12 protein-coding genes are annotated in these 14,403 nt (G+C 51.8%); 11 read left to right on the forward strand and 1 reads right to left on the reverse strand.

The features are described from left to right. The first annotated feature begins 1 nt into the window (after window position 1). The 9 genes from BGL48_RS04425 (at window position 2) to BGL48_RS04465 (ending at window position 10,649) form a co-directional block, all read left to right on the forward strand. On the forward strand, window positions 2-625 hold the full coding sequence (locus BGL48_RS04425; protein ID WP_069361532.1) for a 3'-5' exonuclease: 624 nt from the start codon (window positions 2-4) through the stop codon (window positions 623-625). A gap of 242 nt (window positions 626-867) precedes the next feature. Continuing rightward, entirely contained in the window at window positions 868-2,817 is a 1,950-nt protein-coding gene (gene acs, locus BGL48_RS04430) for an acetate--CoA ligase (RefSeq protein WP_069361533.1), read from the forward strand. Between the two features lie 340 nt (window positions 2,818-3,157). Next, window positions 3,158-3,613 carry a type II 3-dehydroquinate dehydratase gene (aroQ, locus tag BGL48_RS04435; RefSeq protein ID WP_069361534.1) on the forward strand — a complete coding sequence of 152 codons (456 nt, stop codon included), beginning with the start codon at window positions 3,158-3,160 and terminating at the stop codon, window positions 3,611-3,613. 26 nt (window positions 3,614-3,639) lie between these two features. After that, on the forward strand, window positions 3,640-4,092 hold the full coding sequence (gene accB, locus BGL48_RS04440) for an acetyl-CoA carboxylase biotin carboxyl carrier protein (protein WP_069361535.1): 453 nt from the start codon (window positions 3,640-3,642) through the stop codon (window positions 4,090-4,092). Window positions 4,093-4,102: 10 nt separating this feature from the next. Then, entirely contained in the window at window positions 4,103-5,446 is a 1,344-nt protein-coding gene (gene accC / locus BGL48_RS04445) for an acetyl-CoA carboxylase biotin carboxylase subunit (RefSeq protein ID WP_069361536.1), read from the forward strand. 206 nt (window positions 5,447-5,652) lie between these two features. Beyond that, the gene (gene prmA / locus BGL48_RS04450) at window positions 5,653-6,540 is read left to right on the forward strand and encodes a 50S ribosomal protein L11 methyltransferase (protein WP_069361563.1); all 888 of its coding nucleotides are present in this window, start codon (window positions 5,653-5,655) and stop codon (window positions 6,538-6,540) included. A 228-nt stretch (window positions 6,541-6,768) separates the two neighbouring features. Beyond that, entirely contained in the window at window positions 6,769-7,734 is a 966-nt protein-coding gene (dusB, locus tag BGL48_RS04455; RefSeq protein WP_069361537.1) for a tRNA dihydrouridine synthase DusB, read from the forward strand. 22 nt (window positions 7,735-7,756) lie between these two features. Beyond that, window positions 7,757-8,053, forward strand: coding sequence for a DNA-binding transcriptional regulator Fis (fis, locus tag BGL48_RS04460; protein WP_021024113.1), 297 nt, complete (start codon window positions 7,757-7,759; stop codon window positions 8,051-8,053). A gap of 586 nt (window positions 8,054-8,639) precedes the next feature. Beyond that, complete coding sequence (locus BGL48_RS04465; protein ID WP_069361538.1) at window positions 8,640-10,649, forward strand: RNA-binding domain-containing protein; 2,010 nt, start codon at window positions 8,640-8,642, stop codon at window positions 10,647-10,649. 138 nt (window positions 10,650-10,787) lie between these two features. On the opposite strand, the gene zntR is transcribed toward BGL48_RS04465, so the two are convergent. Then, on the reverse strand, window positions 10,788-11,213 hold the full coding sequence (gene zntR / locus BGL48_RS04470) for a Zn(2+)-responsive transcriptional regulator (protein WP_369801946.1): 426 nt from the start codon (window positions 11,211-11,213) through the stop codon (window positions 10,788-10,790). A 270-nt stretch (window positions 11,214-11,483) separates the two neighbouring features. Here zntR and purH point away from each other — a divergent pair, with 270 nt between their 5' ends. Beyond that, a complete protein-coding gene (gene purH, locus BGL48_RS04475; protein ID WP_069361540.1) occupies window positions 11,484-13,073 on the forward strand; it encodes a bifunctional phosphoribosylaminoimidazolecarboxamide formyltransferase/IMP cyclohydrolase in 1,590 nt (529 codons plus the stop codon). Between the two features lie 21 nt (window positions 13,074-13,094). Beyond that, on the forward strand, window positions 13,095-14,381 hold the full coding sequence (gene purD, locus BGL48_RS04480; protein ID WP_069361541.1) for a phosphoribosylamine--glycine ligase: 1,287 nt from the start codon (window positions 13,095-13,097) through the stop codon (window positions 14,379-14,381). The last annotated feature ends 22 nt before the right edge of the window (window positions 14,382-14,403 follow it).

Raw genomic sequence — 14,403 nt, forward strand, 5'->3', positions numbered from 1 at the left:
TTTGAATTGGCTGACTCGGCATTGGTACCGTCATCGTCTACGACACTCACCCTATCGGGACTTATTTTTGCCCCCCGACTCAAACACGCTGATTTCACTGGACTGTGAGACCACCAGCTTGGATCCGCATCGTGCAGAGTTAGTTACGATTGCGGCCACCCCGATCAAAGGCAACCGGATCCTCACCAGTCACGCCCTCACCTTGACACTGGCCGCGCCAGAAAGTCTGAGCGCCGGCTCGGTCAGAATTCACCAACTCCGCCACCAAGATCTCACCCATGGAGTCAGTGGGGAACAGGCGATCACTGCGCTGGTCGACTTTATTGGTAACCACCCCTTAGTTGGTTACCATATCCGTTACGATAAATGCATTCTTGATCGTTACGCGCGCCAGTACCTTGGCTTTCCACTGCCCAATCCTCTGATTGAAGTCAGTGATATTTATCAACGCAAACTCGAGCGCCTGCTCCCTAATGCCTATCACGACATCAGCATGGAAGCCATTAGTCGTCACCTCGATGTCCCTTTGCCGGCCCGGCATGATGCGTTGGATGATGCGCTCGCCGCGGCATTGATTTATGTCCGCCTCACCCAAGGTGAGATGCCCATGCTGCAATCCAAATAACGCATCGACGCGCGACTGGCGCACGAACGCAACGACAAAGTGGGATCCAGCCCCCACTATCTGGCCTGACAACTGCGCAAATCGCTTAAAAATCAATGGGGTCATCCTAAAGTCTAATTGTCGGACGACCCGATATGTCACACCTTTACTGCATGGTTTTCGTTTGCCAGGCAGCGGTAACGCCTGACATCTCATGACATGGAAGCGCCGCGTGGAGCATCGCGGACACGAGGAGAAACAGGATGAGCGATAGTCACGTATACCCCGTCATGCCTTCAATTGCACAAAAGGCACACGCGGATGAAGCCAAGTATCAAGCACTCTATCAGCAGTCAGTGACCGACCCGGAAGGCTTTTGGCGCGAGCACGGGCAAATTCTGGATTGGATGACACCTTATACCAAAGTCAAACACACCTCGTTTGATACCGGCCATGTGGATATCCGCTGGTTTGAGGATGGTACCTTGAACGTGGCAGCCAACTGTATTGACCGTCATCTTAAAGACAAAGGCGATCAGGTTGCCTTAATTTGGGAAGGCGACGATCCAAAGGACGATGCCACGCTCACTTATCACCAACTCCACCAGCAAGTATGCCAATTTGCCAATGTCTTAAAAGACAACGGTGTCAGAAAAGGCGATGTGGTGTGTCTGTACATGCCAATGGTGATGGAAGCGGCGGTGGCGATGCTGGCCTGTGCCCGTATTGGTGCCGTGCATACCGTGGTGTTTGGCGGCTTTTCTCCCGAAGCACTGGCAGGCCGGATTATTGATTCCAATGCTAAGGTAGTGGTGACCGCCGATGAAGGAATACGTGGTGGCCGTGCGGTGCCCCTGAAGAAAAACGTCGATGATGCCCTCGCCAATCCCAATGTAAAGTCGATTGAAAAAGTGGTGGTCTACCAACGCACTGGCGGCGATATTGACTGGCACAATCATCGTGATGTCTGGTGGCACGAGGCCACTGCGAAGGTGTCTGATAACTGCCCTGCCGAAGAGATGAAAGCCGAAGATCCTTTGTTTATTCTCTATACATCTGGCTCCACAGGCACGCCAAAAGGGGTACTGCATACGACCGGTGGCTATCTGGTGTATGCGGCGATGACCTTTAAATATGTCTTCGACTATCAAGAGGGAGACGTGTTCTGGTGTACCGCGGATGTTGGCTGGATCACCGGCCACAGCTACTTGGTATACGGGCCGCTGGCCAACGGCGCGAAAACAATCTTATTTGAAGGCGTTCCCACTTATCCAAGCACCGCACGAATGAGTGAAGTTGTCGATAAGCACCAAGTGAATATTCTTTACACCGCGCCGACCGCCATCCGTGCATTGATGGCCAAAGGCAATGAAGCGGTCGCTGGCACCCAACGCGACTCACTGCGGATCATGGGCTCGGTGGGTGAACCTATTAACCCAGAGGCGTGGGAGTGGTATCACAGCACCATTGGCAACCAAGCATGTCCGATTGTCGACACCTGGTGGCAAACGGAAACCGGTGGGATCTTGATCACCCCACTGCCCGGTGCCACCGCACTGAAACCGGGCTCTGCAACGCGTCCTTTCTTTGGCGTACAGCCGGCCTTGGTGGATAACATGGGCCATATACTCGAGGGCGCCACCGAGGGTAACCTCGTGATGCTCGACTCGTGGCCAGGACAGATGCGTACCGTCTTTGGCGATCACGACCGCTTCGAGCAAACTTATTTCTCCACCTTTAAAGGCATGTACTTTACCGGTGACGGGGCGCGTCGTGATGAAGACGGCTATTACTGGATCACCGGGCGCGTCGATGATGTCCTCAATATCTCGGGTCACCGAATGGGTACCGCCGAAGTCGAATCCGCGCTCGTCGCATTCGATAAAATTGCCGAAGCCGCGATTGTTGGTGTGCCACACGATATCAAAGGCCAAGCGATCTATGCCTATATCACCCTTAATGCCGGTGAAGTGCCCAGTGCCGAACTCCACAAGGAAGTCAAAGAGTGGGTGCGCAAAGAAATTGGCCCGATTGCGACGCCCGACTTTATCCACTGGACGGATGCACTGCCTAAAACCCGTTCAGGCAAAATCATGCGTCGTATTCTGCGCAAAATCGCCACCGGTGATACCGGTAGTCTGGGCGATACCTCGACATTGGCCGATCCCAGTGTGGTGGATAAGCTTATCGCAGAAAAAGAAAGTGTGGTCTAACCCTCACGAAAGATTGCTTAGCAACCTTTGCCGCCTGCGGGCGGCTTTTTTGATCCCCAGCACACGGGAAACGGAACTCTTTCCCTCCCTCGCAATCACACAAAAAGTAGGGGCATGAGGGGTCACCTCGCGTCAAACCGCCCGTCACTCACCATTTTTTGATAGCAAAAGGACAAAGTGTGCTGATTAGACCAGTATTTTGCTGCGATTTGCGCTGAAGTCTCTATAATTGCTGTCAGTAAGGACAAATTTGCATGGTATGCGCCGTCATAACATGCCCACCGGCTGGAATCCGCATTAAGCTGCACAATAACAGCGAATAGGAGAAGTAAGCGTCAAGATGTCTACAAAAAACCAAGTTTTAGTTTTAAATGGCCCAAACCTCAATTTGCTTGGCAAGCGTGAGCCCGAGCATTACGGCGCCCAGACCCTTAGCCAAATCATGGCGGGCTTAGAGGCACAAGCCGCTACCTTGGGTCTCAGTCTTGAACACTTTCAATCCAATAGCGAAGCTAGCCTCATCGATAAAGTCCACCAAGCCATGGAGACCGTGGACTTTATCATTATCAACCCAGCAGCGCTGACCCATACCTCTGTCGCCCTGCGTGACGCCCTATTAGGGGTCGACATCCCTTTTATCGAAGTGCACTTGTCGAATGTCTACGCACGTGAGTCCTTCCGGCATCACTCGTACTTTTCGGATAAAGCCGTCGGGGTGCTCAGCGGCTTTGGTGCTGATGGTTATGAATTCGCCTTAACAGCGGCCGCGCGTCATTTGGCGTTTGCGGCTGAGTAAAACAAAACATAAAGAAGAGACCTATCATGGATATCCGTAAGATTAAGAAACTGATCGAGCTTGTTGAAGAGTCAGGCATCTCTGAGCTAGAGATTGCCGAAGGCGAAGAGTCAGTTCGTATCAGCCGCTCTTCCCCAGCGGCGCCTGCGCAAATGGCTGCGCCACAATACGCACCGGCACCCGCCCCGGCACCCGCCGCGCCTGAAGCGCCGGCCGCTGAACCTGCAAGCGCACCGCAACCGAGCGGGCATCAAGTGCTTTCACCGATGGTCGGTACCTTCTATCGTGCACCAAGCCCAGAATCGGCCGCATTTGTCGAAGTCGGTAGCCACGTGCAAGAGGGCGACGCCTTGTGTATTGTCGAAGCGATGAAGATGATGAACCAAATCCAAGCCGACAAGAGCGGTGTGGTCAAAGCGATTCTCTGTGAAGACGGTCAGCCCGTTGAATTCGACGAACCACTCGTGATCATCGAATAAGCGAGGGCGCATGTTAGATAAAATTGTAATTGCTAACCGCGGTGAAATTGCATTGCGCATTTTGCGTGCGTGCAAAGAGCTGGGGATTAAAACCGTCGCGGTGCACTCGACCGCTGACCGCGATCTTAAACACGTGTTGCTCGCCGATGAAACCGTCTGTATCGGCCCTGCACCGAGTAACCAAAGCTATCTGAATATTCCTCGCATCATCAGCGCCGCTGAAATTACCGGCGCGGTGGCCATTCACCCCGGTTACGGCTTCCTATCCGAAAACGCTGATTTTGCCGAGCAGGTTGAGCGTTCAGGGTTTGTCTTTGTCGGCCCCAAAGCCGAAACCATCCGCCTGATGGGCGATAAGGTATCGGCGATTGAAGCGATGAAGAAAGCAGGGGTGCCCTGTGTCCCCGGTTCAGATGGCCCGCTGGGTAGCGATCAGGAAAAAAACAAAACCATTGCCAAACGTATTGGCTATCCGGTGATCATCAAAGCATCCGGTGGCGGCGGTGGCCGGGGGATGCGCGTGGTGCGCTCTGAAGCGGAGCTTATCGATGCGATTGCCATGACCCGCGCCGAAGCCAAATCTGCATTTAGCAACGACATGGTTTACATGGAAAAATTCCTTGAGAACCCTCGCCATGTTGAAGTGCAAGTCTTGGCCGACGGTCAAGGCGGGGCGATTCACCTGGGTGAACGCGATTGCTCAATGCAGCGCCGTCACCAAAAAGTGGTTGAAGAAGCGCCAGCCCCTGGAATTACCGCAGAGATGCGTAAATTCATTGGCGAGCGCTGCTGCCGCGCATGTGTTGAGATCGGTTATCGCGGCGCAGGTACCTTTGAGTTCTTATATGAAAACGGCGAGTTCTACTTTATTGAGATGAACACTCGCATCCAGGTCGAGCACCCCGTTACCGAAATGGTGACTGGCGTCGACTTGGTCAAAGAACAACTCCGCATTGCGGCGGGTCAGCCACTGTCGTTCACCCAAGACGACATCCAAATTCGCGGCCACGCGGTGGAATGCCGGATCAACGCTGAAGATCCAGAGCGCTTTATCCCGAGCCCAGGCAAAATTGAACGCTTCCACTCTCCAGGCGGAATGGGCGTGCGTTGGGAGTCACACGTGTACGCGGGCTATCAGGTTCCGCCCCATTATGACTCCATGGTTGGCAAGCTTATCTGTTACGGAGAGAACCGTGACGTCGCGATTGCGCGTATGCGGAATGCCCTCGCGGAAACCGTGATTGATGGGATTAAAACCAACATTCCTCTCCAGCTCGATATTATGAATGACGAGCACTTCCAACACGGCGGTGCCAACATTCATTATCTCGAGAAGAAACTCGGCTTGTCGTAATCATGCCGTTGGCCATCACCGAGGCCATGCCATCAACGTTAGCAACCAAACCGCCGTTAATCGGCGGTTTTTTGCATAAAACCCGCGCTAACTGGCAAAAAATCCCACCCACCCTCAATGCTCATCATGCTGTCATCATCTTGTGCAGCGAGCACAGTATGGATCTGGTAAAATCGCCATATTCCTTTTCCGACACGAGACTCACCATGCCTTGGATCCAACTCAAATTGAATGCAACGTCTGATAACGCCGAAGCGATTGGCGACCTGCTAATGGAAGAAACCGGCGCGCTGTCTGTCACCTTCTTAGACGCTAAAGACACACCGGTTTTTGAGCCCTTACCCGGTGAAACCCGCTTATGGGGCGAGACAGATATCATGGCCTTGTATGATGCGCACACTGACATGCGTGATGTATTGGCTATGATCAGCACCAGCCCACTTCTCGCTGATGACTTTGCCCATAAAGTAGAGCAACTGGAAGACAAAGACTGGACGCGCGCATGGATGGATAACTTTAAGCCCATTCAATGTGGCCAGCGACTTTGGATCTGTCCAACCTGGTGTGAAGTGCCTGATGATAAAGCTGTGAACGTGATGCTCGATCCGGGCCTCGCCTTTGGCACCGGCTCACACCCAACCACCGCACTGTGCTTGGAATGGCTTGATAGCCTAGATCTAAGTGGCAAAACCGTGGTCGATTTTGGCTGCGGATCCGGCATTCTCGCGATTGCGGCGATTAAACTGGGTGCCGAGCGTGTGATTGGTATTGATATTGACCCACAAGCGCTGTTGGCATCAAAAGACAACGCCGAGCGCAATGGTGTCGCCGACCAACTTCACCTCTATCTTCCTAAGGACCAACCGGCCGATCTCAAAGCCGATGTGGTGGTTGCTAACATTCTTGCCGGACCGTTGCGTGAATTATCGAGTGTCATCAAAGGCCTTATCAAACCCGGCGGTCAGCTAGCGATGTCTGGCGTGCTAGAAACTCAAGCGGATGATGTGGCGAACCATTACCGTGACAGTCTCACTATCGACCCGATTGTCGAGCGCGAAGAGTGGTGCCGCATAAGTGGGGATTTACCTGCTTAAACAGCTCATTGGCACCCATAAAGCCTGACACACTCGCCACGCCAGTGCATCAGGCTTATTTAATGAGCATACCGAACTGCTTGATTAATCAGCGAAACGCCATCGATACAAAAAGAACTGTAAAAATCAAGCCATCAATGCTCAAATATTGTCCTTTTCAGATACTGAAAAAATGCGTAAAATGCGCGCCCTTGCTGACTCAGAGCGGCTGAAGAGGATTTAGAGCTTTTGCGTATCGGACCCTACACCCTGGATGTCCCCTTGATCGTGGCCCCAATGGCCGGCGTGACAGATAGACCATTTCGTGAGTTATGCCTTGCACATGGTGCGGGCATGGCGATCAGTGAAATGATGTCGTCGAATCCGGCGTTGTGGCGAACGAGCAAGTCGCAAAAGCGCATGGTTCATATTGACGAATCCGGTCTGCGTTCAGTGCAAATCGCGGGGGCTGAACCCGAGCTTATGGCTGACGCGGCGCAGTTTTGTGTGGAGAACGGGGCGCAAATTATTGACATCAACATGGGTTGTCCAATGAAAAAGGTCAACAAAAAGTTAGCAGGCTCTGCCTTGCTAACGCGGCCTGATCTCATTGAACAAATCCTCAAAGCCACGGTAAACGCGGTGGATGTTCCCGTGACACTCAAAACACGTACAGGCTGGGATCCGGACAATAAGAATTGTGTTGAGATCGCCCGGATGGCGGAAGATTGTGGCATCCAAGCCCTTGCACTACATGGCCGCACGCGTGCCTGTATGTACAAAGGTGAAGCAGAATACGACAGCATTAAGGCTGCCAAGGCAGCGGTATCCATTCCGGTGATTGCCAATGGCGACATTGACTCACCAGAAAAAGCCCAGTATGTCCTCGACTACACGGGTGCGGATGCGGTAATGATTGGTCGCCCTGCTCAGGGACGCCCGTGGATTTTTCGCGAAATCCACCACTATCTCACCACAGGTGAGCACTTGCCTGCCCCTTCGTTAGAAGAGGTTAGGACGATTTTGTTGGGTCATGTTCAAGAGCTTCATCAGTTTTATGGGGAGCTCAAAGGGTTACGTATTGCCCGTAAACACGTGGGCTGGTACCTAAAAGAGCATGACCAAATTGGCGACTTTCGCCGCACCTTCAACGCAATCGAAGATGCACCACAGCAGATCGATGCGCTGCAAGGCTACTTCGACAACGTTGCATAAATACGAGAAGAGCTGACAGAATATGTTCGAACAAAACCTGACTTCCGAAACATTGACAGTAACGACTGTAACTTCACAAGATCAAATTACGCAAAAGCCACTTCGTGACTCTGTAAAAGCGTCCTTGAAGAACTACCTCGCGCAATTGAATGGCCAGGAAGTCAACGATCTGTATGAGCTTGTCCTCGCAGAAGTTGAGCAGCCACTGCTGGATACCATCATGCAATACACGCGCGGCAACCAAACCCGCGCAGCCACCATGATGGGCATCAACCGCGGTACATTGCGTAAGAAACTGAAAAAATACGGCATGAACTGATTGCCGAGGAATAAATCCTTGATAATAAAGCCGTGCCACCTTCTTGGGGACACGGCTTTTTTGTTATCTGTTCCCCTAACATGTCCATTCGATAAAGGCTTAAGGCTTTGCATATCAACCAATTAACCCTGACCGGCTACAATAACTGTTTTACTGCTTCGGCTTTTATTTTACTGCTTCGGCTTTTAATGGTTTGGGATCACGTTTATGCTCATAGACACCTCTTTTAGCGAGTTTAGATAACTAAAAGCTGCCTAACAAATCAGTGGCGATTCAGGCACAAGCATGACACTCAGACTGAAGTTGACCATTTAAGATAACTCCATGCACCTCAGCTGGCGTTTCATGTCTCTGCGCTTAGCCTTGTCTCCCAGAAGTTTTTCGGACCGCTGTCAGCCTCTCATAAAGAATAATCTAGATCGTTGATTTGAAGAACATCACTTGTGGCACGCAAGCTATTTCAGTTGGTCATAACGACAGAGATCATACAATCTGCTGCTTCACCAGCAGATCGAGCCTTTAAAAAACAGTATCATATTAAGTCTTATCAAGCTGAACAGACACCACCATACGCAGCGGCGAGCAAATGAACATAGCTATCGAGGATATCCTAGACCTTAAAACCCTGGTTGAGTCTGACCAAGTCGAGTTCAAACTGGCTGGCGGTAGAGACGGTAAAGGAGCATTGCCCAAAGACTTCTGGTCATCCTACTCGGCCATGGCCAACGGCCGTGGCGGGTGGGTTATACTCGGTGTTCTAGAAAAACATGGTGAGTTCACTCCTGTTGGCGTCAGCGAACCCGAAAAAGTGAAAACAGACCTTTTCAATCAACTCAATGATCGCGACAAGGTCAGTAGCAATGTAATATCCAATCAGGATGTACAACATGTAATGCTACAGGATAAGCCTGTACTGGCTGTTCACGTTCCACCTGCATCTCGCAAGCAAAAGCCTGTTCATCTGAAGAAAACGCCTTTCGGAAATACTTACTTACGTATACACGAGGGAGATCGTCGCTGTGACGATGAAACAGTCAAGCGCATGCTCGCTGAACAGCTCTATGACAGTCGCGACAATGAAGTTCTTTCGGATCATTACAGTTTTGCTGATGATATCAGCATTGATAGCTTGAAGACCTACCGCAACCTGCTCGCAGCACATAGTCCCCAGCATCCATATCTTGAATATGAACTCTTCGAATTATTCAAAAAGATAGGTGGATGGCGAAAAGACCGTGAAACAGGCAAGCAAGGGATCACCATAGCAGGCATACTCATGTTCGGTAATTGGGAAGCTATTACCGCAGCAGCGCCTAATTACTTTGTCGATTATCAAGAACGACCCGAAGCCAAGACTGAACTACGATGGATTGATCGTGTCTGCCCTGATGGCACTTGGTCAGGCAACCTTTTTGATTTCTATCGCAAAGTCTACCAAAAGCTTACAGCCGAACTAAAAGTACCATTCACGCTAGAACAAGGACAACGCAAAGCTGATACGCCTGTTCACACAGCACTTCGTGAAGCACTAGTCAATTGTATCGTCCATGCAGACTTTACTGAGCGCGTTTCTATTTTAGTCGTCAAACGGCCGGATATGTTCGGTTTTCGAAATCCCGGTCTAATGCGAATACCTCTGGAAGAGGTAATTGCAGGGGGAACCAGTGATTGTCGCAACCGTCTGCTACATCAGATGTTTCTTCTGATAGGCTTAGGCGAACGAGCGGGTTCTGGTATGCCAAAAATCTTTAGTGGGTGGAAATCCGTAAACTGGCGCACTCCAAAGCTCTGGGAGAAAATGCCGCCGGCTCAAACATTATTAGAGCTATCTACAGCGAGTTTAATCCCAAATGACATTCGTAAGCTTCTACACCAACAATTTGGTGAGAGCTTTAACAGATTGGATGACTTTGAACAACTCATTGTGACAACCGCAGCGGTGGAAGGGTGGATCAATCATGAACGTGCTTGTCAGCTTACAACTCGTCACTCAAGGGAAGTGACACTCGCTTTACCTCGTTTAGAAGCTAAAGGGTTTCTTGTTTCAAATGGGGAGCAGAAACAAAAGACCTACACATTGCCCGGCGTAACGCTACCTACTCCAGACGAAGTATTTGCCTCTATTAGTACTAGAAATATTGCAAGCTCTCTCGAAACCTCCACATATAACAAGCCTAGCTCCACACATAACGGTTTTAACTCCACATATAACGAAGAGAGCTCCAAACATAGTGCCCCCCCATCAAATAGAGATAACCACGGCCGTCTCATCGCTCTAGAGCATTTTGACTTACCATTTATAGACAGAGTGGAAGAATTGAGCAGTAGCCTCAGAGAAGAGCTAATGGCTTTTGCTCAAGCACCTAGAAAGAAAAAGCGTCTCAGAAAAGAACAGATGACCTCTGCTATCGCCAATGTATGCCAGGGGCACTACGTTTCCGCCGCTGCCTTAGCTGTCATTTTAGATAGAGACCAACAATCAATACGGCAGCAGTACCTTAAGGCTATGGTAGACAATGAGCAGCTTGGTCTGGCCTTCCCTCAGTACAAAAATCATCCAAGACAAGGCTATACCTCATTAGTCCAAGAGGACTAAGGTAAAAGCCAAACAAACACAAGAAACCTGACAATATGGCACGAGCTAATCAATCATTCGTTTGGTTATGATAAAACGGGCTAGCCGTCAATCGGTTAGCCCGTTTTAGTTATCTATGAGCGCACAAAGCGCCCCACCCTAGCAACATGAATTGGAGTCTTCGCTGTCCGCCAGGGTTTCTAATATCGAGCAATGGGTCGCGTCATCGTCGTCCATACCGCAGCAGGCGGCATTTAAACGTGTCAGTGCATGCTTGACCCGCTCAAGCGCGGCTATCTTCTCTGAGACCTCATTCAGGCGCCGCTGGGTGATCCCTTTTACTTCTGCACAGGTGTGTAGCGTCGCCTCTTCGCGAATGTCAGACAGCTCGTGAATTTCATCAAGCGATAACCCCATCTCTTTGCCGCGTAAAATGAACATCACTTGGCTAATGGCCTCATCGGCATAAAGCCGGTATCCACCCTCTGTGCGTGCACTCGGTGCGAGCAAGCCAGATTTTTCATAAAAGCGCAGCGTATCGGTGGAGACACCACAGTGCTTGGCTAGCTCACCTATTTGCAGCAACTTGGTCATCACCGCTCCTTTTCATGTTGGATGAACTCTCTTTTTGTAGCAAAGGCGGGCCCTTATGACCAGCGTTGCATGAGAACCAGAAAGCACTGAGGTGTAAAAACAATAAAAATGTCGCCATCAGCAAATAGCAATCGATTGCGCAGACAAAATCAGATAGAATGGCGCCGTTTTGGCGCTTGCCGGTTTAATAAAGCTCACCCCTGTTGTTATACATAGTGAGCTTTGATAAGCATTCAATCTGTCAGTGAAGAGAACTAAGCCATGGAAAATCTGCGTCCTATTCGTCGCGCGTTACTGAGCGTGTCTGATAAAACCGGTGTGGTCGAGTTTGCCCAAGCACTCGCCCAACGCGGTGTCGAACTGCTATCGACCGGCGGCACGGCCCGTTTACTCGCAGAAAACGGCCTTGCGGTCACCGAAGTGTCCGATCATACCGGTTTCCCCGAAATGATGGATGGTCGTGTGAAAACCCTCCACCCGAAAATTCACGGCGGCATTTTGGGCCGACGCGGTCAAGACGATGCGGTGATGGAACAGCATCAGATCGCACCGATTGATATGGTGGTGGTGAATCTCTACCCGTTCGCACAAACCGTTGCCAACCCAGATTGCACACGCGAGCAAGCCATCGAGAATATCGATATTGGCGGCCCGACCATGGTGCGCTCAGCGGCGAAAAACCATGCCGACGTCACCATTGTGGTGAACAGCCAAGATTATGATCGCGTGCTCACCGAGATGGATCAGCACCAGCAGTCTTTGACACATGCCACGCGCTTTGATTTAGCGATTGCCGCGTTTGAGCACACCGCGGCCTACGATGCCATGATTGCGAATTACTTTGGCACCCAAGTGCCTGCCTACCATCACGCCGAAGACAGCCAAGACTCGCCATTCCCACGTACCCTGACCCAACACTGGGTCAAAAAGCAAGACATGCGCTATGGCGAGAACAGCCATCAGGCAGGCGCGTTTTATACTGAAGCCCAACCGCAAGAGGCCTCGGTGGCGACGGCGACCCAGCTACAGGGCAAGGCGCTGTCTTATAACAATATCGCTGACACCGATGCGGCATTAGAGTGCGTGAAAGAGTTTGAACAGCCTGCCTGTGTGATTGTAAAACACGCCAACCCCTGTGGCGTCGCCATTGGCGAAGACTTACTCAGTGCCTATCAGCGTGCGTATCAAACCGATCCGACCTCAGCATTTGGCGGCATTATTGCCTTTAACCGTGAGCTGGACGGCGACACGGCACACGCCATTGTTGAACGTCAATTTGTTGAAGTGATCATCGCACCTCGCGTCAGTGACGCCGCCAAAGCGGTGGTTGCGGCTAAGAAAAACGTCCGTCTTCTCGAGTGTGGCCAATGGCAAGCGCGCACCACAGGGTGGGATAGCAAGCGCGTCAATGGTGGCTTGTTAGTCCAAGCCCGCGACCAAGGCATGGTCGGTTTAGACGATTTGCGTATTGTCACTGAGCGTCAGCCCACAGACAAAGAGCTAAGCGATGCGCTATTTTGCTGGAAAGTAGCAAAATACGTGAAATCAAACGCGATTGTGTATGCCAAAGACAGCATGACCATTGGCGTGGGCGCCGGCCAAATGAGCCGCGTCTACTCGGCAAAAATAGCCGGCATCAAAGCGGCCGATGAGCAGCTCGAAGTGGCCGGTAGCGTGATGGCCTCTGATGCTTTCTTCCCTTTCCGTGACGGCATTGATGCTGCGGCAAAAGCCGGGATCACCTGCGTGATCCAACCAGGTGGCTCGATGCGTGATGAAGAAGTGATTGCCGCCGCCAATGAGCATGGCATGGCGATGGTCTTTACCGGTATGCGCCATTTCCGCCACTAAGTGGGTGATGAAGGAGAAAACATGAAGGTTTTAGTAATTGGTGGCGGTGGCCGCGAACATGCCCTAGCGTGGAAAGCCGCGCAGTCATCGAACGTCGACACCGTTTACTGCGCACCGGGTAATGCCGGCACCGCCCATGAGAAAAAAGTCAGCAATATTGCCATCGCCGCTGATGACGTCGAGGGGTTGCTGGCCTTTGCCCGCGAGCAGAAGATTGATTTAACCATCGTCGGCCCTGAAGCGCCCTTGGTGTTGGGCGTGGTCGATGCCTTCCGTGAACACGGCTTGGCCATTTTTGGCCCCACCCAAGCAGCAGCGCAACTTGAAGGCTCCAAAGCCTTCAGCAAAGACTTTTTGGCGCGTCACGGCATTCCCACTGCCGCCTACCAAACCTTTTCGACGGTTGAGCCCGCGCTAGCCTACATCGCGGAAAAAGGTGCGCCCATTGTGGTCAAAGCCGATGGCTTGGCCGCCGGGAAAGGGGTCATTGTGGCGATGACCGAGCAAGAAGCCACCGAGGCGGTGCGCGATATGCTCTCAGGCAATGCGTTTGGTGAAGCCGGCCACCGCGTGGTCATCGAGGAATTCCTGCAAGGTGAAGAAGCAAGCTTTATCGTCATGGTCGATGGTGAGCATGTGCTCCCCATGGCCACCAGCCAAGACCACAAACGGGTTGGAGAGGGCGATACTGGCCTCAATACCGGCGGGATGGGCGCATACTCGCCTGCGCCTGTGGTGACCGATGCAATTCATCAACGCGTGATGGATGAAGTGATTATGCCCACCGTAGAGGGAATGCATCAAGACGGCACCCCTTACACCGGCTTTTTGTACGCGGGACTCATGATTACCGCCGATGGCAAGCCAAAAGTGATTGAGTTTAACTGTCGCTTTGGCGATCCGGAAACCCAGCCGATTATGATGCGCTTGCAATCAGACTTGGTTGCGCTTTGCTTGGCAGGTAGCGAAGGGCGTCTTGATAAGGTCGAGTCCCACTGGGATCCGCGTGCAGCCGTGGGTGTGGTCTTAGCCGCTGGCGGCTATCCAGGTGAGTATCGAAAAGGCGATCGCATCACGGGTTTACCCACCGATAGTGAGACGGCCAAAGTGTTTCATGCCGGTACCGCGCTGAAAGACGGTGATATCGTGACCGCTGGCGGACGTGTGCTCTGTGCGACCGCATTAGGTGAGAATGTTACTACGGCAAAACAAGGGGCTGACGCGCTCGCGGCCTTGATTCATTGGCCAGGTTGCTTCTACCGCAATGACATCGCCCACCGCGCCGTTTCCCGCGAGCAAACGGCATAATTGTCGCAACATGATTTAAAAA

This window comes from Salinivibrio sp. SS3, from assembly GCF_001722105.1.
Classification (GTDB): Bacteria; Pseudomonadota; Gammaproteobacteria; order Enterobacterales; family Vibrionaceae; genus Salinivibrio; species Salinivibrio kushneri.

Coding starts and splice junctions, on each gene's coding strand:
- acs (WP_069361533.1), top strand. CDS start 868: ATGAGCGATAGTCACGTATACCCCGTCATGCCTTCAATTGCACAAAAG.
- aroQ (WP_069361534.1), top strand. CDS start 3,158: ATGTCTACAAAAAACCAAGTTTTAGTTTTAAATGGCCCAAACCTCAAT.
- accB (WP_069361535.1), top strand. CDS start 3,640: ATGGATATCCGTAAGATTAAGAAACTGATCGAGCTTGTTGAAGAGTCA.
- accC (WP_069361536.1), top strand. CDS start 4,103: ATGTTAGATAAAATTGTAATTGCTAACCGCGGTGAAATTGCATTGCGC.
- prmA (WP_069361563.1), top strand. CDS start 5,653: ATGCCTTGGATCCAACTCAAATTGAATGCAACGTCTGATAACGCCGAA.
- fis (WP_021024113.1), top strand. CDS start 7,757: ATGTTCGAACAAAACCTGACTTCCGAAACATTGACAGTAACGACTGTA.
- BGL48_RS04465 (WP_069361538.1), top strand. CDS start 8,640: ATGAACATAGCTATCGAGGATATCCTAGACCTTAAAACCCTGGTTGAG.
- purH (WP_069361540.1), top strand. CDS start 11,484: ATGGAAAATCTGCGTCCTATTCGTCGCGCGTTACTGAGCGTGTCTGAT.
- purD (WP_069361541.1), top strand. CDS start 13,095: ATGAAGGTTTTAGTAATTGGTGGCGGTGGCCGCGAACATGCCCTAGCG.